Here is a 17,887-nt window from a genome sequence, read left to right as displayed (position 1 = left end):
CGGCCCGGTGCCGCGAGCCGGAAGTCAGCCCGCGGATTCCCGTCGCACGCCGTGCCCTCGTGCCGGTTCGTGCCACAACTCTGGCCGACGACAGCAAATCTGACGTACCGTCATCTCCGCCCAGGTGCCGCCCTCACACCGCCCCGGAGGTTTCGTCATGCCCGCCGACCGTCCCGTATCGCTCGACGAGTACCCCATCCACCAGGCGCCGTTGTCGATGAAGCACCTCGTCACCGGCGACCGCAACGCCTACGACCGCTGCATCTTCCACGTCTTCGACCACGCCGGCCGCGCCGTCCTCATCCTCGGCCTCGGGGTCTACCCCAACGCCGGTGTCATCGACGCCTACGCCACCCTCCGCGTCGGCGACGAACTCCTCGCCGTCCGAGCCTCCGACGCCCTCACCGACGACCGGATGAACCTCTCCGTCGGCCCGCTCCGGATCACCGTCGACGAACCCCTCAAGCGCATCGGGCTCACCTGCGCCGCCGACCCGGACGACCCCGACGGGCTCTCGTACGACATCACCTGGACCGCCGAGTTCCCGGCGGTCTGGGAGCCCCACCACACCCAGCGCCGCGGCGACCGCCTCATCCTCGAAGGCCGCCGCTTCGTGCAGGCGGGCAACGTCACCGGCACCATCCGTGCCAAGGGCGAGGAGTTCGTGCTGGACGCCGCCGAGTGGACCGGCACCCGCGACCGCAGCTGGGGCGTGCGCCCGATCCCCGGGGAGGACGGTGGCCGCGCCGCCGAGGAGCACCGGCCCGAGGGCTTCCACTGGCTCTGGATCCCCGTCCGGTTCGAGGACCGCTTCCTGATGGTCATCGCCCAGGAGGACGCCGACGGCCTGCGCAACCTCAGCGAAGCCGTCGAGGTGTTCCCGGAAGGCAGCGGCCGCCACGACGTCCAGCTCGGCTGGCCGCACACCGACGTCCGTTACCGGTCCGGCACCCGCCACCCCGTGAGCGCCGTCGTCCACCTCACCGACCCGGCCGGCCGCAAGCCCCTCGAACTCGGCGTGGAGATCCTGAACTCCTCCCCGCTCGCGGTCGGAGCCGGCTACCCGCCCGCCTCCGACTGGCAGCACGGCTCCTGGAAGGGCCGCGGCTGGACCGATCGCCGCGCGTACGACCTCTCCGACCCGGCAGCCCACCCCATGGCCGCCTTCGGCGTCACCGACCACTCGGCCCGCTTCACCCTCGAAGGCCGGACCGGCTTCGGCATCTTCGAGCACGGCAGCTTCGGCCGCCACGACCCGAGCGGCTTCACCGACTACGGCTCCGTGGCCCCGTAGCGAGAGCAGGCACGCCGGTACGGGCGAGATCCGGCCGGAACGGGCCCGAACCGGCCGGACAGTGCAGGTCACGCAGCGCACCCAGGTCACGCAACGCACGCAGGTCATGCAATACACCCAGGTCACGCAACACACGCAGGTCACGCAGGAAACAGGAAGGGGTACCCCCATGGCAGGACCGGCACCACGCCCCCGCACCTCCACCCGCGAACCAGAGGAACTCGGCCGGCGCCTCGCCGCCTGGCTCGACGCCGAACTCCCCGGCGCGAAGATCGCCAACGTCTCCGTCCCCGGCTCCAACGGCATGTCGAGCGAGACCCTGCTCTTCGACATCGAGCACCCCGACGCCCCGGTCCGCGCCTGCGCCCTGCGCCTCGCCGCCGATCCGGCCGCCTACACCGTCTTCCCCACCTACGACATGCCCCGCCAGCACCGCGTGATGAGCCTGGTCGCCGCCCACACCGACCTGCCCGTCCCGCGCGTCCAGTGGCTGGAAGAGGACCCGGCCCCGCTCGGAGCGCCGTTCTTCGTGATGGCCCGCGCCGAAGGCCGCGTACCGCCCGACGTGATGCCCTACACCTACGAGGGCAACTGGCTGCACGCGGCGACCGACGCCGAACGCGCCGGACTCCAGGAGGCCAGCATCTCCCTCCTGGCCCGGCTCCACGACCAGTTCCCGCCCGACGAGGCGCGGTTCCTCCTGCCGGAAGGCGACGGCAGCCCGCTGCGCCGCCACGTAGAGGCCCAACGCCGGTACTACCACTGGGTGGTGGCGGGCAGTTCCCGATCCCCGCTGCTGGAACGGGCCTTCGACCGCCTCGAAGAGCTCTGGCCGGCCGACGAGGGCGGCCCGGCCGTGCTGAACTGGGGCGACGCCCGCATCGGCAACGTCGTCTACGAAGCCGACGGCTTCGCACCCGTCGCCGTGCTCGACTGGGAGATGGCGGCCTTCGCCCCGCGCGAGGTCGACCTCGGCTGGACGGTCTACCTGCACCGCTTCTTCCAGGACCTGACGGTCGGTTTCGGCCAGCCCGGTCTGCCGGACTTCCTGCGCCGCGACGACATCGAGCGCCGGTACGCCGAGCTCACCGGGCACGTCCCGCGGGACATGGAGTTCCACACCCTCTACGCCGCCCTGCGGCACGGGATCGTGATGCTCCGCATCGCCTACCGGCAGGCGCACTTCGGCGAGGTGGAGATCCCCGCGGACCCCGACGGCCTGATCCTGCACCATGCCAGTCTGGCCGCCATGGTGCAGGGAACGTACTGGTAGCCCCGGCGCGGGAGTTGCGGGGCCGCGCACGTGCGGAAGTGCGGGACCGCGGGGTGCGGCGGCTCGGGCGGCTCAGGCGGCCTGGGCGTGCTGCCGCATCTGCGGCAGCTCCGCGGGCGCCGGCGTCCGGACCGGACGCGAGCCGGGGCCGCCGACGTGCGAGAAGGGCTGCGTACGCCAGTCCAGGCCCTGGGGCAGCGCGAGATGGATGACGGGCTCCAGCTCCTGGGTGCCCTCGACGGCGAGCCCGAGGGTGGGCAGCGCATCGGAGGCGGGCCGTCCGGTGCCCGCGCACACCGTGAGCCCGAAGGGGTTCCACGGGGTCAGGCAGAGGGCGTGCTGCGGCAGGAACTCCTCGTCCGCGACGAGGGCGATGGCCTGACCGCAGTCCGGGCAGATCGCGTGGTGGATCTCGAATCCCTCGGCGTATTCGAGGTAGTCGTCATCGTCGGCGTAGGCGCCCTCGACGATTTCCAGGGGCTCCGGTTCGGTGCGACCGGCGCGCTTGGTGTTCAGCATGGATGTACTCCCCCTTGGGTGGGCCGGGCGGGCTGTTCTTCGGCCACGGCCACCCCAAGCACTTCCCGTCGCGCGGCACGAGTAACCACATCCTGCCGCCCTACGCCCGCATACCCTTGTGGCCTTGGTCACATGCCCGGCGCAGGTGCCACGCGGTCCCGCGTCAATCCGTGGACACGGCTGGGCCTGGAGCGGTCCGGGGACGTAAGTTGTGCGGCTATGAGCGCAATGGAGGAGCTGGACCGCCAGATCGTGGATCTGCTCGTGCGGGACGGGCGGATGAGCTACACGGACCTGGGCAAGGCCACCGGCCTGTCCACGTCGGCGGTCCACCAGCGAGTACGCCGCCTGGAACAGCGCGGAGTCATCCGCGGCTACGCGGCCGTCGTCGACCCCGAAGCCGTCGGGCTGCCGCTGACCGCCTTCATCTCGGTCAAGCCCTTCGACCCGAGCGCGCCGGACGACATCGCGGAGCGGCTGGCGGGGGTGCCGGAGATCGAGGCCTGCCACAGCGTCGCGGGCGACGAGAACTACATCCTCAAGGTCCGCGTCGCGACCCCGCTGGGGCTGGAAGACCTCCTGGGCCGCCTGCGCGCCCTGGCCCACGTCTCCACCCGCACGACGGTGGTCCTCTCCACCCCGTACGAATCCCGCCCCCCGCGCGTGTAACCGGGCCCGGGCGCGGCCGCGGCAGGACCCGGACCGCAGGCGGTCCCCGGGCCGGGCCCGGACGGCGGGCCCCCGGGCCCACCCCGACCGTGCGGACGGCGCGGCCCAAAGGGGAGACTGTCGGCATGACAGACCGCACCGCCGACTCCGCCACCGCCGCCGGATCGCCCGCAGCCCCGGGATCCCAACGGACCGTCCTCCTGCGCGGCGGAGAAGTCCACAGCCCCGCCGACCCGTTCGCCACCGCGATGGTCGTCGAGCGCGGCCACATCGCCTGGGTCGGTTCCGAGGGCGCCGCGGACGCCTTCGCGCAGGGCGTGGACGAGGTCGTCGACCTCGACGGCGCGCTCGTCACCCCCGCCTTCACCGACGCCCACGTCCACACCACCTCCGCCGGCCTCGCCCTGACCGGGCTGGACCTCTCGGGGGCCGCCTCCCTCCCGGAGGCCCTCGCCCGGGTGCGGGCGTACGCGGACCGCCGCCCCACCGACCGGGTCCTCCTCGGGCACGGCTGGGACGCCGCCCGCTGGCCCGAGCGCCGCGCCCCCCGCCGCCGGGAACTGGACGAGGCCACCGGCGGCCGGCCGCTCTACCTCAGCCGCATCGACGCGCACTCCGCCGTGGTCACCACCGCCCTGCTGGACCTCGTCCCCGGGGTCCGCGGCGCCGGCGACGAGCCGCTGACCCGCGACGATCACCACCAGGTGCGCCGCGCGGCGCTCGCGGCCCTCCTCCCGGCCCAGCGCGCCGAGGCCCAGCGGGCCGCCCTGGACCGGGCCGCCTCCCTGGGGATCGGCTCCGTCCACGAGTGCGGGGGCCCCGACATCTCCTCCGCCGAGGACTTCACCGCCCTCATGGAGCTCGCCCGCACGCGCCCCGGACCCCGCGTCTTCGGCTACTGGGCCGACCGGGACCTGGACCGGGCCAGGGCGCTCGGCGCGATCGGGGCCGCCGGAGACCTCTTCGTCGACGGCGCCCTCGGCTCGCACACCGCCTGCCTGCACGCCCCCTACGCCGACGCCGGCCACACCGGCACGGGCTACCTCGACGCGCACGACGTCGCCGGACACGTGGCCGCCTGCACCGAGGCGGGGCTCCAGGCCGGTTTCCACGCCATCGGAGACGCCGCGATCAGTGCCGTCATCGAGGGCGTCCGGGCCGCCGCCGAGAAGGTCGGCCTCGCCCGCGTCCGGGCCGCCCGCCACCGCGTCGAGCACGCCGAGATGATGACCCCGGCCGCCATCGCCGCCTTCGCGGACCTCGGCCTCACCGCCTCCGTCCAGCCCGCCTTCGACGCGCTGTGGGGCGGCGAGGAAGGCATGTACGCCGACCGGCTCGGCGCGGAGCGCGCCCGCACGCTCAACCCGTACGCGGCCATGCTCAAGGCCGGCGTCCCGCTGGCGTTCGGCTCGGACGCCCCCGTCACCCCGCTCGACCCCTGGGGCACGGTCCGCGCGGCCGCGTTCCACCGCACGCCGGAGCACCGCATCTCCGTACGGGCCGCCTTCGCCGCCCACACCCGCGGCGGCTGGCGGGCCCTGGGCCGCGACGACGCCGGCACCCTCGTTCCGGGCGCCCCGGCCGACTACGCCGTCTGGCAGACCGCCGAGCTGGTGGTGCAGGCCCCCGACGACCGGGTCGCCCGCTGGTCCACGGACCCCCGCTCCGGCACCCCCGGACTGCCGGACCTGACCCCCGGCGCTGAGCTGCCGGTCTGCCTGGCCACCGTCGTCGGCGGCCGGCAAGTATTCGTACGGCCACAGGGGTGATCCGGCGGTCCGTGGTTCGGTAAGGGCGGCCGGACCCGGATAGGTTCGGCCGGGTCCACCCCCGGACGTCCGCACCGGACGGAGCCGTTCGCTCAGCCGCGCCCGCGCCTCGGGGGCGAGGGAAGGTTTCGCCGGAAGGAGTCCCCCCTGCTCCCGAGGGAGTTCGGGGCGGGTGGCCCCAGATCGGGGCCCGCGGTCCAGTAGACAACGGTCAGGCGGTCCGCAGCCAGCGGGCGCCGGTCCGGCCCGAAGGACCGCGGGCTCCGGTCACTGTTCTAAAATCATCCTCTGCGACACGACGTACACGAAGACGTACGGGATGTACGAGAACGCAAAAGGGGAATCAGTGAGCGACGGCGGACAGCGAAGCTACGGACCGCTCGGCACGGCCTTGGTGATCATTCCGACCTACGACGAGGCGGAGAACATCGGGCTGATCGTCGGCCGCGTCCGCGCGGCTGTGCCCGAGGCCCACATCTTGGTCGCGGACGACAACAGCCCGGACGGCACCGGAAAGCTCGCGGACGAGCTGGCGGCACAAGACGGGCACGTCCACGTCCTGCACCGCAAGGGCAAAGAAGGACTCGGAGCGGCCTACCTGGCCGGCTTCCAGTGGGGCCTGGACAACGGCTACGGCGTCATCGTCGAGATGGACGCCGACGGCTCCCACCAGCCCGAGGAACTGCCCCGGCTGCTCACCGCGCTGGAGGGCGCCGACCTGGTGCTCGGCTCCCGCTGGGTCCCGGGCGGGCGGGTCGTCAACTGGCCGAAGAGCCGTGAGTTCCTCTCCCGGGGCGGGTCCACGTACTCCCGGCTGATGCTGGGCGTCCCGATCCGGGACGTCACCGGCGGCTACCGCGCCTTCCGGCGCGAGACCCTCGAAGGCCTCGGTCTGGCCGACGTCGCCTCCGCCGGCTACTGCTTCCAGGTCGACCTCGCCCGCAGGGCCGTGCGCGAGGGCTTCCGCGTGGTCGAGGTACCCATCACCTTCGTCGAGCGAGAGTTCGGCGACAGCAAGATGAGCAAGGACATCGTGGTGGAGGCCCTCTGGAGGGTCACCCAGTGGGGCCTGAAGGAACACGCGGGCAAGGTGACCCGCAAACTCCGCGGGAAGTAGCCGTCCGGGGCGAGCGGTGGCCGGCCCGGCACGGGCCGAAGTCTGCCGGCCAGGCCCGGCCCCGCCCGCGCCGGCACCCCTAGGGGTGTCCGGTACCTCCGGCTGAGGACGCTTTTACATCGCCCCGGGCACACTGGTGGCATGACGACCGGAGTTCCGACCTCTACGGCCCCCGGGCGGCGTTCGTCCGCCCGTACGTTCCTTCCTCTGGCCATCGTGGCCTGGCTGATCCTGGAGATCTGGCTGCTCAGCCTCGTCGCCGGAGCGGTCGGCGGCGGTGGCGTCGCCCTGCTGCTCGTGGGCGGCCTGGTGCTCGGAGCGGTGGTCATCAAGCGGGCCGGGCGGCGCGCCTTCAAGAACCTGACGGAGACCTTCCAGCAGGCCCAGGCGGGCAAGCAGCCGACTCCGGCGCAGCCCGGCTCGGGCAACGGCCTGACCATGCTGGCCGGCCTGCTCCTGATGATGCCGGGCCTGCTCTCCGACGCGGCGGGCCTGCTCCTCCTGCTCCCGCCGGTCCGCGCCCGGGTCGGCCGCCGCGTGACCAGGACGCTGGAGCGGAAGATGGCCTCGGCGCCCGCCGGATCCGTCGGCGACGCCTTCCAGCAGGCCCGCATCCGCTATCCGGACGGCAAGGTCGTCCCGGGCGAGGTCATCCGGGGTGAGGTCATCCAGGGCGAGGTCGTCCGCGAGGACCGGCCGCAGAGCTGATCCACGACAAAGCCGAGGGCCCCCGCCACATGGTGTGGCGGGGGCCCTCGGCTTTGTGCTGTCTTGCTGTGTTGCTCTTGCTGTGCTGGCGTCCGGCTGTCAGGCGGACTTGCGGCTGTCCCGCGGATGCACGGCAATGTTCATGGCGCCGGAACGAAGGACCGCCAGCCTCTCGGCCAGCACTTCCTCCAGCTCCTCGCGGGTGCGTCGCTCCATGAGCATGTCCCAGTGCGTTCGCGCAGGCTTGCCCTTCTTCTCTTCGGGCCCGTCCCCGTCCACCAGGAGTGCCATGGCGCCGCACGCCTTGCACTCCCACTCCGGCGGGATGTCTGCCTCAACCGAGAACGGCATCTCAAATCGATGTCCGTTCTGGCATGCGTACTCCACCGCCTGGCGCGGGGCCAGATCGATGCCGCGGTCCGTCTCGTAGCTGGTAACCACGAGCCGCGTACCGCGGAGAGCTCGCTCACTCATGAATCGTGCCTCCCGGGCTTGTCGCCCACAGGACAGGTGTCGCTGTCGTCGTCATCCGGTCAACGTCCGGTCGGCGGTATAGATTCCCGCTCCGGGTCACGCGTCGCCCGTCGTGCCGCCCCTTGTTGTACCCACCAGTGCCCGTTTTGTCACATCTGGCAGCAAATGTCACCCAGCGTCTTCACTTCGTAAGCACGCAGTAACGGTCCGCCTGGCAGGCCAAAGGCGTACACTACCGGCCCTTCGCTTGAACGTCGAAATCTGTTCCGAATTCGCGCTCTGGACCCACGCGGGATCCGCTCCAGGCCCAGCCGATATCCTCCCGAGCCCACTCGGATCCGGTCAGATCCGCTCGGGTACAGGATTCCCCGCCGCCTCCACCGCGCGCCGCACCGGCACTCTGGCGAGCAGCACGAAACCCAGTGCGAAGAAGACCACCAACGAGATGATCGCGTCCCGGTAGCTCCCCGTGACCTGATAGGTGATGCCGAAAACGAGCGGCCCCACCCAGCTCAGCCCGCGGTCGCTCATCTCGTACGCCGAGAAGTACTCGGCCTCCTTGCCCGTCGGCACCAGGTGCGAGAAGAGCGAGCGCGACAGCGCCTGGCTGCCGCCCAGCACCAGTCCGATCATCGAGGCGAGCGCGAAGAACCACACCGGGGTCCGGGCCGGCAGGAAGTACCCGGCCGCCAGCGTCAGCCCCCAAGCGGCCAGCGAACCGAGAATCGTCCGCTTGGCGCCGTACCGCACCGCCAGGCGGCCCATCCCCAGCGCCCCCGCCACCGCCAGGACCTGCACGAGCAGCACGGCCACGATCAGCGTGGACTGTTCGAGCTCCAGCTCCTCCGAGCCGTAGATGGACGCCTGGGAGATCACGGTCTGCACGCCGTCGTTGTAGATCAGGTACGCCAGCAGGAACGAGAGGGTCAGCGGGTAGCGCCGCATGTCCTTCAGCGTGGCGATGAGCTGCTTCCAGCCGCTGAGCGCCGGACCCGCCCCCGCCTCCCGGACCACGGCCCGGTCCCGCAGCCGCCGCAGCGGGACGATCGCGAAGGCGCCCCACCACAGTCCCGCCGAGGCCAGGCAGATCCGTACGGCCGCACCCTCCGAGAGCCCGAACGAGTCGTGCCCCTGGTAGACCACGAGGTTCAGTACGAGGACGAGGGCGCCCGAGGTGTAACCGAAGGCCCAGCCGCGCGAGGAGACGGCGTCCCGCTCGTCCGGCGTGGAGATCTGCGGCAGATAGGCGTTGTAGAGCACCATCGAGACCGACAGCGCCGCGTTCGCGACGATCAGCAGCAGCCCGCCGAGCAGATAGCGGTCGCCGCCCAGGAAGAACATCCCGGTGGTCGCCGCCGCGCCCGTGTACGCGGCCGCCGCCAGCAGCGGCTTCTTGCGGCCGCTGCGGTCCGCGAGCGCCCCCACCAGCGGCATGATCAGGACGGCCACGATCACCGAGGCGGACACGGAGTACGCGAAGTACGAGCCGGCCCGCACCGGGATGCCCAGCGGGTGCACGTAGCCGTCGGCGTCGGCGGCCGCCTTCGCCACCGCCGTCAGGAACGGCCCGAGGAACACGGTGAGCACGCTCGTCGAATAGACCGAGCAGGCGAAGTCGTAGAAGTACCAGCCGTGCTGCTCGCGCTTGCGTGCCGCGGCGGCCTCGGCCGCCGCTCTGCCGCCCTCCGCGCCGTCCCCGGACCCGGATTCCGCTTGATCTGTGGTCTGCGCACTCATGAGTGCCCCCTCGCTGGTCCCCGTACCGCCGCGGCCGCCGGCTCCGGGCGCGCGGGCCCGTGGCCGGTCAGGCCCAGGCCCCGCGCCGGTCCAGCACCGTGCGCAAGATGTCGATCCGGTCGGTCATGATGCCATCGACACCCAGGTCGAGCAGCGCCTCCATGCGTTCCGGTTCGTTCACGGTCCACACGTGCACCTGCAGCCCCCGTTCGTGCGCGGTGCGTACGAACCGCCGGTCCACCACGCGGATGCCCGCCTGGGTCTCCGGAACCTGCGCCGCCACCGCGCCCGCGCGCAGCGCCGCCGGGATCGCGTACGAGCGCAGCCGCAGCCCGACCACCCCCCGCACCCCGTACGAGGTCGCCAGCCGGGGCCCGGCGATCTTCTGCGCCCGCGCGACCCGGCTCTCGGAGAAGGAGCCCACGCACACCCGGTCCCAGACGCCGGCCCGCGCGATCAGATCGACCAGCGGGTGCAGGGCGGACTCGTCCTTGATGTCCACGTTCCAGCGGGCCTCGGGGAACTCCTCCAGGAGGTCCTCGAAGAGCGCCAGCGGCTCGGTCCCGCCGACCCGGGCCTCCCGGATCCGGCTCCACGGCTGCTCGCGGATGCGGCCGCGGCCGTCCGTCACCCGGTCCAGGGTCGCGTCGTGGAAGGCGACCAGTTCGCCGTCGGCGCTGGCGTGCACATCGGTCTCGAAGTACCGGTATCCCGCGTCGGCGGCCCGCCGGAAGGCGGCGGCGGTGTTCTCCAGCCCGTCGGCGGCCCCGCCGCGGTGGGCGAAGGGGATCGGAGCCGGGTGGTCGAGATACGGATGGCGAAGGCGTACGTGCGTCACCGCGGCAGTATGCCGCCTGTTCCCGCCGGGACGGGAGCGCCCTGGTATCCGGCCGGTGAGGGGCCCGGGCGGCGGGGGGCCGGGCAGCGCCCTCCCGCGGCCACCGCTGAGGGCGGCGGGCGGCCGCGGGACACCGCGACGCGCGGTCCCGCGTAACAGGACCCCCTGGTCCGGAGGAACCACTCCATGACACTCTGGACCGGCAAGACCAATCCAATACCGGACCTCGAAGGCCCGGTGAGGGCCAATTCGACGAAGGTGGACCGGAAGCCATGGCGCAGTGGACCTCGGCCGTAGGCGCCGCACAGCTCGGCCGACTCATCACCTCCCAGCAGGGACGGGCCGCCGTGCCCGGCGCGCGCAAACTGCCCGCGTACCGCACCCTCGCCGACGGCATCCGCCTCCTCGTCCTCGAGGGCCGCGTCCCCGTCGCCGCGCGGCTTCCCGCCGAGCGGGAGCTCGCCGTCGTGCTCGCCGTCAGCCGAACCACCGTCGCCGCCGCCTACGAGGCCCTGCGCGGCGAGGGGTTCCTGGAGTCCCGCAGGGGCGCCGGCAGCTGGACCTCGGTGCCCGCCGGGAACCCGATGCCCTCCCGCGGCCTGGAACCCCTGCCCCCCGAGTCCCTCGGCTCGATGATCGACCTCGGCTGCGCCGCGCTCCCGGCCCCCGAGCCCTGGCTCACCAAGGCCGTCCAGGGCGCCCTGGAAGAGCTCCCGCCGTACGCCCACACGCACGGGGACTATCCGGCCGGGCTGCCCGCCCTGCGCCGGATGCTCGCGGAGCGCTACACCGAGCGCGGCATCCCGACCATGCCCGAGCAGATCATGGTCACCACGGGCGCGATGGGTGCCATCGACGCCATCTGCAGCCTCTTCGCCGGACGCGGCGAGCGGATCGCGGTGGAATCCCCCTCCTACGCCAACATCCTCCAGCTCATGCGCGCCGCCGGCGTCCGCCTCGTGCCCGTGGCCATGGGCGAGGGCCTGACCGGCTGGGACATGGACGTCTGGCGCCAGGTCCTGCGCGACTCCGCGCCCCGCCTCGCCTACGTCGTCGCCGACTTCCACAATCCGACCGGGGCGCTCGCCTCCGACGAGCAGCGCCGGGCGATGGTGGAGGCGGCCCGCTCGGCCGGCACCGTGCTCGTCGCCGACGAGACCATGATCGAGCTCCGGCTCGACCCGGACGTGGAGATGCCGCGCCCGGTCTGCTCCTTCGACCCGGCCGGCTCCACCGTCATCACCGTGGGCTCCGCCAGCAAGGCCTTCTGGGCCGGCATGCGCATCGGCTGGGTCCGCGCGGCCCCCGACGTCATCCGCAGCCTCGTGGCGGCCCGCGCCTACGCCGACCTCGGCACCCCCGTGCTGGAACAGCTCGCGGTGAACTGGCTGATGCGCACCGACGGCTGGGCCCAGGCCGTCGAGATCCGCCGCGACCAGGCCCGCGAGAACCGCGACGCGCTGGTGGCGGCGGTGCGCCGGGAGCTGCCGGACTGGGAGTTCCAGGTCCCGCGCGGCGGCCTGACGCTGTGGGCCCGCGCGGGCGGCCTGTCCGGCTCCCGGCTGGCCGAGGTGGGGGAGCGGGTCGGCGTACGGGTCCCCTCGGGCCCCCGGTTCGGGGTCGACGGGGCCTTCGAGGGGTACGTACGGCTCCCGTTCACCGTCGGCGGCCCGGTGGCCGAGGAGGCCGCCGCCCGGCTGGCCGCCGCGGCCCGGCTGGTCGGCACGGGTGCGGGCGGCGGCGGAGCGGAACCGCCGCGCACGTTCGTCGCGTAGGGGCGTAGGGGCGAAGGAGCGAAGAGGGGCGGGGCCCGCGGGCGCCTGACGGGGCGGCCGGCCGTCGGGCGACGTGCCGCGGTGTCCGCGAGCGGCCCTCCCGGCCCGTCCGTCCGGCCGCTACGGGGCGTCGACCGGGACCTCGGGGATCTGCGGGGCGTCGATCGACGGACCCTGTGCCTGGGCCGGCGGCTGGACCGGTTGTGGCGCCTCCACCGGCTGCACCGGCTGGAGGATGCGCAGCGGCTTCGTCGGGGTGACGTGGTCCGGGACGGCCCTGGGCTGGGCCCGCCGCTCGGGCAGGAGCTCCACTACCGCCTGCCGGTGCGCCGGGTGCGCGGCCTCGTCGTAGGGGTCCGGCGTGGCGGGCACCTGGAGCCGGTGCACGGGGCCGGAGCCGAGCCGCGCGTACCCGCGTCCGGGCGGCGCGACGGCCGTCGGCGTGGTGTGCGGAGGTACTCCCAGCACGTCGGTGATCTGCTGGATGGAGGCGGAGCCCAGCACCACCCGGGCCCGGGTGTGCTGCCAGACGGCGTCCTGCAGCAGCTCCAGGTGCTCGAACTGCTCGGCGACCACCACGGTGACGTGCGCCGCGCGCCCGTGCCGCAGCGGCACCTGGAGCTCCGCGAGCGGGTCGGGAGCGCCCTCGGCCGCGGCGAGGTGGCCCAGCACGCTGGGCCGGTCGAGCAGGATCCACAGCGGGCGGCGGGTGTCCTCGGGCGCGGGCCGGCCGGCTTCGCGGGCGCGGTGCGTGGCGATCAGGCGCCGCTCGGTCTCGCGCGCGGCCCATTCCAGGGTGGCCAGCGCCCCGGTCGGCCCGCACTCCACGGCGAGGACGCCGGCGCGGCCTGACAGGCAGGAGTACTCCCCGCTGCCGCCGCCCTCCACGATCAGGACGTCGCCCCCGTGCCGCAGGGCTTGCAGGGCGACCGAGCGCAGCAGAGTGGAGGTGCCGCTGCCGGGCTGGCCCACGGCCAGCAGGTGGGGTTCGGCGGAGCGGGAGCCGGTGCGCCAGATGACCGGAGGCATGTCGCGGGGCTCGTCCCCCTCCAGGACGGGCAGGGTGCGCTGCACGCTGCCGGCGTCGGTGAAACCGAGCACGGTCTCACCGGGAGAGGTCACGAAGGGCTGGGCGGCGATACCTGTCGGCAGCGCCGCCAGCACGCTCAGGTCGAGCTGGTTCCCCTCCTCGTCCCAGTCGAAGAGGTACTCCCGTCCGCGCCCGGACTTGGCGTGCAGCAGTGCCTCGATCCGGGCCCGTGAGGCGGCCTCGCCGTCGGTGAAGTAGGCCGGGTAGCGGATGTGGAGCCGGGTGACGCGGCCCGCCCCGTCGAATTCGTAGCCGCTGAAGGCCCGGTCCCAGTCCCCGCCGTGGGCGAAGAGCGGATCGGGGTCCTCCGGGACGGACAAGTACGGCACGAGGGCTTCGTAGAGGGAGCCGAGGCGTTCGGTCTCGGTATCGCTGGGGCCGGTCTTCGCCGGGGTGCGGTCGCGTCCCTGCCAGGCCGCCGCCGCCATGAGGGTGATCAGGGCGGCGGCGGGGCCGTAGGGGACGAGCGCGACCACGAGGACGCAGGCGGCTCCCAGGAACAGCGCGGGACCACGCTTGTCCTTGGGGGTGTCGCACCACTTGCGCCGCCCGGCCGAGGCCAGGAGGCGCAGTCCCCGCCCGATGACGAGGAGCGGATGGAGGACGTCCGTGGCGCTGTCGGCGGCCGTGCGGGCGATGTCGCGGCCCCGGGCCAGCGACACGGTGCCGCTGCTGAGGATGCGGGGAAGTGGGCGCCGGGCCACGGGCGTCTCCTGGAGTTGTGGATGCTTCGGGGTGGTTTCCGGGACCGGGGGGCGCTAGAGCTTGATCCCGCCGAGGAGGCTCGCGAGGCTCGCCGTACTCGCCGTGATGCTGGGAGCGATGGCGGAGCCCGCGAGGAAGAAGCCGAAGAGCGAGCACACGAACGCGTGCGACAGCTTCATTCCGTCCTTCTTGAAGAAGAGGAAGCAGATGATGCCGAGCAGGACGACACCTGAGATGGAAAGGACCATGAGGAGTTCTCCTGGTGGGTGGGGACAGTCACCATCAGTTCTTCCAGGCTCACAGCAAGTATCAATGCGACAAAAGGTGCATACGGGTGAATCGGCGGAATTTTCACTTGACCGGCCCAGCCCGGCTGGCGCGCCGGGCGTGCGTGACGCAAGGGGGCCGCGAGGTGATCATTGCCTCGGCCCGTCCCGCTCATGTGCAGGTCCGGGCGCTACCCTGACGATTCACCCGTACGGACGCGCGTCGCCGTACGCACCCCTGCCCGCGTGAAAGGCGGTACGACCGATGAGCGAGCACGCCGAGGCCAGCTCCCAGGGCTCCCCGGACGTTCCCGACGAGGACGTCATCGAGCTGGCCACCAAGATCTTCGACCTCGCCCGTCAGGGTGAGACCGAGACGCTGGCCGCCTACCTCGACGCCGGCGTCCCGGCCAACCTCACGAACGACCGCGGCGACACCCTCGTCATGCTCGCCGCCTACCACGGCCACGCCGAAGCCGTCACGGCCCTGCTGGCCCGCGGCGCCGAGGCCGACCGCGCCAACGACCGCGGCCAGACCCCGCTCGCCGGCGCCGTCTTCAAGGGCGAGGAGGCCGTCATCCGCGCGCTGCTCGCCGGCGGAGCGGACCCGACGGCCGGAACCCCCTCCGCCGTGGACACGGCCCGCATGTTCGCAAAGGCTGACCTGCTGGAACTTTTCGGAGCCAAGTAGTCCGCTTTTGGCGGTTCCTTGGGCGGTCCTTGGCCGGTCCAGACCTCACGGATTGGTCACGGGGGCCTTAAATGTGGTCGCGGTGCACAAACCGACTGGGTCATCATGACGACGGATTCGATTCGTGGACTTGGCGGACGGGCAGGAGCGGGCAGGACACAACGGGTGTCCGACCCCCACTCCTGCCGGGGGACCGCCGCCTTGGCCCGGAGCACCGACGAGAGTGAGAAGGCAATGGTCTACATCGAGCGGAACATGACGGCGGACGTCCTCACATGCTGTTACGCGGCCCTGTGAATTTTGATTCCCGGTTGCGTCCCCAGCTTGATTTGAGGCCATTCCCATGTTCGAACCAGTCATAGCGCCGAGCGGTACCCTGCTCGGTCTCCTCCAGCGCGGCCGCGGCGACGGCACGCTGCACGCACTCGCGGCCCCCAGGGTCGAGGCCCTCGCGGCGCTCGACCAGTGCGTGGCCGGCGATCCGCGCCAGGACTGGCAGGTCGAGAACCGCTCCTTGTACTACGCCCGGCTGTACCTGGACCTCGACGGCCCCTTGGGCGAGATCGAGAGCCACCTCTTCGGCGTCGACGACCTCCTCGACGACGACGACCACCGCACCGGCCTGGCCCTGTCCGTCCTCGGACACCTGGCCTCGTACGGCCGCGACGACGCGCTCATGCTGCTGCGCCGCTACGCCGCCACGGGCGCCAACTGGGCCTGGGCCCTCGACGAGCTCGCCCTGCGCGACGACGACGAGGGACTGCGCTCGCTGGCCGACGCCGTGCTCGCCCGCTTCCCCACCACCCCGGAGGGTGAGGCGCGGCTCGCCGCCGCCGTCCGCGACGCCTACGAACCCCGGCCCTGGCGCCTCTGGGAAGAGAACCCCGAGGCGCCCGAGTACGCCGAGCGCCTGCGCGCCGCCCGCCAGCAGGGTTCCTTCGACCGCTGGCAACGCCAGCTCACCCCCCGCGGCCCCCAGCCCGGCTGGGGCGTCCAGGCCGTCTTCGACTGGGCCGCCGACGGCCTGCGCCGGGGCACCCCGCTGCACGTCCCCGCCGCCCGCTGCCTGGCCGCCGTGGCCACGCCCGAGGACCGCTCCGCGATCCTCGCGGCCGCCGCCGGCGCCTGCGGCGAGGCCGCCCGCGCCACCGCCCTGCACCACCTGGTCCTCGCGGAACCGGAGAACCCGGCCATACTGGACCTCATCGAAGCCGCCGGCGACGAGCCGGCCGTAGCCGCCTACGAGCGCATGTGCGGCCCCGGCGCCGTCGAACGGGCCCGGCGCTGGGTCCACCGCCCCGACGCCCTCGGAGCGGCCGCGGCGGCCCTCCTGGCCGCCCGGGGCGGAGCCGAGGACGCCGGTCTGGTGCTCGGGGCCCTGCGCGACACCGTGCGGGGCTCCGGCCCCGACTCGGTGCGGCTGTTCGCCCTGGTCGACGGAGCGGGCCGGCTCGCGATCGGCTGCGCGGCGCCCGTGCTGCGCCACGTCTACCGCGAGACGGCCTCGTCCCATCTGCGCGGCCGGGCCGCGCGGGCCCTGGCGGCCACGGACCCGACCTTCGCGGAGGGCTTCGCGGTCGAGTGCCTCTGGGACTGCGAGGAGACCACCCGCGAGGTGGCCGCCCACCACGCGGCGACGGCTGACGCCCGGGTCGCCCCGAGGCTCCGCCGCCTGGCGGCGGACCCGGCGGAGGAGGAAGACGTCCAGTCGGCGGTCCGCAGCCGGATCGCCCCGGAGTCGGCGGTGTAGGACCCGGAGCGATTCCCTCCCCGCCCGACTTCGAGGCGCGGGGTCCGGGCGGAGCCCGCGGTCTTGTCCGGCCAGTCCGGCGGTCGGGGATCGAATCCCCGCGCGGGGCCGGGGCGGAGCCGCAGGGAGCGGGGCGGAGCCCGTCGTCTTGTCCGGCCCGTCCGGTGTTCGGGGACCTGGTCGCGGCGGGGTCCGGGTCGGAGCCCCAGGGGGTCCGGGCGGAGCCCGCGACCGGCCCGTCCGGCGGGCGGTGGGCCGGGTCCGGGCAGCGCCCCGGTCAGAGCCTCACGAACCGCACCGGCACCCCCGGCCTCGCCTGCGCGGCCGCGTCCAGGGCGGGGCCCGGGGGGACCACGCCGATGACCGGGTAGCCGCCCGTGACCGGATGGTCGGCCAGGAAGACCACCGGGTGGCCGTCCGGAGGGACCTGGACCGCTCCCAGCACCATGCCCTCGCTCGGGAGCTCGCCGCCCCGCGCCCGGACGAGCGGCGGGCCCTCGGTGCGCAGGCCGATGCGGTTCGATGCCGCCGAGACGCGGTACCGGGCGCGCAGCAGCCGGTCCCTCACCGACTCCGGATCGAACCAGTCGGCCCTCGGCCCCGGCCGGAGCGGGAGCACCAGCTCCGAGGGCGGGCCGGCCGCTGCCAGGGCGTCCACCCCGGCCACCGGATCCGGACCGGCCGGCCCCACCATCAGCAGCGCCCCCGCCGTGAGGACCGGCGGCCCGAGACCCGACAGCAGATCCGTCGAGCGGCTGCCCAGGACCGGCTCCGCGGCGAACCCTCCCCGCACCGCGACGTAGCTGCGCACTCCCGACTCCGCCCGGCCCACCTCCAGCTCCGCCCCGGCCCGCAGCAGGACCGGGGCTCCCCAGGGCGCCGCCCGCCCGCAGACCCGTACACCACAGGGCGCTCCCGTCACGGCCACCACCACCGGACCGCCCAGGGCCCGCAGACCCACGCCGTCCAGGGTCGTCTCCAGCGTGGCGGCCTGCGGCGGGTTGCCCAGCAGGCGGTTGGCCAGCGCGTGCGCCCCCGCGTCGAGGGCGCCCGAGCGGGGCACGCCGAGGTGCGCGTACCCGGGCCGGCCCAGGTCCTGGACGGTGGTCAGTGCGCCCGGCCGGAGCACCTCGAAGGCCGGGGCGGCAGGGGCGGCCGCGGCGCGCGGCGGGGCCCCGCTCACGCGGACGCCTCCGTGAACCGCACCCGGAC

General features: G+C 73.5%; 17 protein-coding genes. 10 read left to right on the top strand and 7 right to left on the bottom strand.

Annotated elements, in window-relative coordinates:
* Nucleotides 1–157 precede the first annotated feature (157 nt).
* The gene (locus J7E97_RS23600) at nt 158–1,294 is read left to right on the top strand and encodes a hypothetical protein (protein WP_215030685.1); all 1,137 of its coding nucleotides are present in this window, start codon (nt 158–160) and stop codon (nt 1,292–1,294) included.
* Nucleotides 1,295–1,463: 169 nt separating this feature from the next.
* Nucleotides 1,464–2,567: a phosphotransferase family protein gene (locus tag J7E97_RS23595; protein ID WP_215030682.1), complete on the top strand. Its 1,104-nt coding sequence runs from the start codon at nt 1,464–1,466 to the stop codon at nt 2,565–2,567.
* 72 nt (nt 2,568–2,639) lie between these two features.
* Here J7E97_RS23595 and J7E97_RS23590 read toward each other — a convergent pair whose 3' ends face one another.
* The gene (locus J7E97_RS23590; protein ID WP_215030679.1) at nt 2,640–3,086 is read right to left on the bottom strand and encodes a hypothetical protein; all 447 of its coding nucleotides are present in this window, start codon (nt 3,084–3,086) and stop codon (nt 2,640–2,642) included.
* 228 nt (nt 3,087–3,314) lie between these two features.
* On the opposite strand from J7E97_RS23590, the gene J7E97_RS23585 reads away from it, so the two are divergent.
* The 4 genes from J7E97_RS23585 (at nt 3,315) to fxsA (ending at nt 7,349) form a co-directional block, all read left to right on the top strand.
* On the top strand, nt 3,315–3,755 hold the full coding sequence (locus J7E97_RS23585; protein WP_215030691.1) for an Lrp/AsnC family transcriptional regulator: 441 nt from the start codon (nt 3,315–3,317) through the stop codon (nt 3,753–3,755).
* Nucleotides 3,756–3,880: 125 nt separating this feature from the next.
* Nucleotides 3,881–5,524, top strand: a complete 1,644-nt coding sequence (locus tag J7E97_RS23580; RefSeq protein ID WP_215030676.1) for an amidohydrolase — start codon at nt 3,881–3,883, stop codon at nt 5,522–5,524.
* A 346-nt stretch (nt 5,525–5,870) separates the two neighbouring features.
* A complete protein-coding gene (locus J7E97_RS23575) occupies nt 5,871–6,641 on the top strand; it encodes a polyprenol monophosphomannose synthase (protein ID WP_308346749.1) in 771 nt (256 codons plus the stop codon).
* A gap of 141 nt (nt 6,642–6,782) precedes the next feature.
* On the top strand, nt 6,783–7,349 hold the full coding sequence (gene fxsA / locus J7E97_RS23570) for an FxsA family membrane protein (protein ID WP_215030669.1): 567 nt from the start codon (nt 6,783–6,785) through the stop codon (nt 7,347–7,349).
* Nucleotides 7,350–7,448: 99 nt separating this feature from the next.
* Here fxsA and J7E97_RS23565 read toward each other — a convergent pair whose 3' ends face one another.
* The 3 genes from J7E97_RS23565 to J7E97_RS23555 all read right to left on the bottom strand — a co-directional run bounded on the left by J7E97_RS23565 (nt 7,449) and on the right by J7E97_RS23555 (nt 10,398).
* Complete coding sequence (locus J7E97_RS23565; protein ID WP_031146696.1) at nt 7,449–7,823, bottom strand: RNA polymerase-binding protein RbpA; 375 nt, start codon at nt 7,821–7,823, stop codon at nt 7,449–7,451.
* Between the two features lie 342 nt (nt 7,824–8,165).
* On the bottom strand, nt 8,166–9,560 hold the full coding sequence (locus J7E97_RS23560; RefSeq protein ID WP_215030666.1) for an MFS transporter: 1,395 nt from the start codon (nt 9,558–9,560) through the stop codon (nt 8,166–8,168).
* 67 nt (nt 9,561–9,627) lie between these two features.
* Nucleotides 9,628–10,398: a glycerophosphodiester phosphodiesterase gene (locus J7E97_RS23555; protein WP_215030663.1), complete on the bottom strand. Its 771-nt coding sequence runs from the start codon at nt 10,396–10,398 to the stop codon at nt 9,628–9,630.
* Between the two features lie 272 nt (nt 10,399–10,670).
* On the opposite strand from J7E97_RS23555, the gene J7E97_RS23550 reads away from it, so the two are divergent.
* Nucleotides 10,671–12,173, top strand: a complete 1,503-nt coding sequence (locus J7E97_RS23550) for a PLP-dependent aminotransferase family protein (protein WP_215030660.1) — start codon at nt 10,671–10,673, stop codon at nt 12,171–12,173.
* 120 nt (nt 12,174–12,293) lie between these two features.
* Here the strand turns inward: J7E97_RS23550 and J7E97_RS23545 are convergent, their stop codons facing one another.
* On the bottom strand, nt 12,294–13,967 hold the full coding sequence (locus tag J7E97_RS23545; RefSeq protein WP_215030658.1) for a hypothetical protein: 1,674 nt from the start codon (nt 13,965–13,967) through the stop codon (nt 12,294–12,296).
* Nucleotides 13,968–14,021: 54 nt separating this feature from the next.
* Nucleotides 14,022–14,216 carry a hypothetical protein gene (locus tag J7E97_RS23540; RefSeq protein WP_030706611.1) on the bottom strand — a complete coding sequence of 65 codons (195 nt, stop codon included), beginning with the start codon at nt 14,214–14,216 and terminating at the stop codon, nt 14,022–14,024.
* Between the two features lie 283 nt (nt 14,217–14,499).
* On the opposite strand from J7E97_RS23540, the gene J7E97_RS23535 reads away from it, so the two are divergent.
* From J7E97_RS23535 to J7E97_RS23530, 3 genes are all read left to right on the top strand, one after another.
* A complete protein-coding gene (locus J7E97_RS23535; protein ID WP_215030655.1) occupies nt 14,500–14,925 on the top strand; it encodes an ankyrin repeat domain-containing protein in 426 nt (141 codons plus the stop codon).
* A gap of 165 nt (nt 14,926–15,090) precedes the next feature.
* Nucleotides 15,091–15,222, top strand: coding sequence for a hypothetical protein (locus J7E97_RS36705; protein WP_285428575.1), 132 nt, complete (start codon nt 15,091–15,093; stop codon nt 15,220–15,222).
* Nucleotides 15,223–15,268: 46 nt separating this feature from the next.
* Nucleotides 15,269–16,675, top strand: coding sequence for a HEAT repeat domain-containing protein (locus J7E97_RS23530; RefSeq protein ID WP_215030652.1), 1,407 nt, complete (start codon nt 15,269–15,271; stop codon nt 16,673–16,675).
* Nucleotides 16,676–16,952: 277 nt separating this feature from the next.
* Here the strand turns inward: J7E97_RS23530 and J7E97_RS23525 are convergent, their stop codons facing one another.
* The gene (locus J7E97_RS23525) at nt 16,953–17,858 is read right to left on the bottom strand and encodes a biotin-dependent carboxyltransferase family protein (protein ID WP_215030688.1); all 906 of its coding nucleotides are present in this window, start codon (nt 17,856–17,858) and stop codon (nt 16,953–16,955) included.
* Nucleotides 17,859–17,887 lie beyond the last annotated feature (29 nt).

The sequence above is a fragment of the Streptomyces sp. ISL-66 genome (assembly GCF_018614135.1).
Lineage (GTDB): Bacteria > Actinomycetota > Actinomycetes > Streptomycetales > Streptomycetaceae > Streptomyces.
The sequence above is the reverse complement of the archived record's forward strand: the minus strand, read 5'-3'. Positions and strand labels throughout refer to the sequence as shown.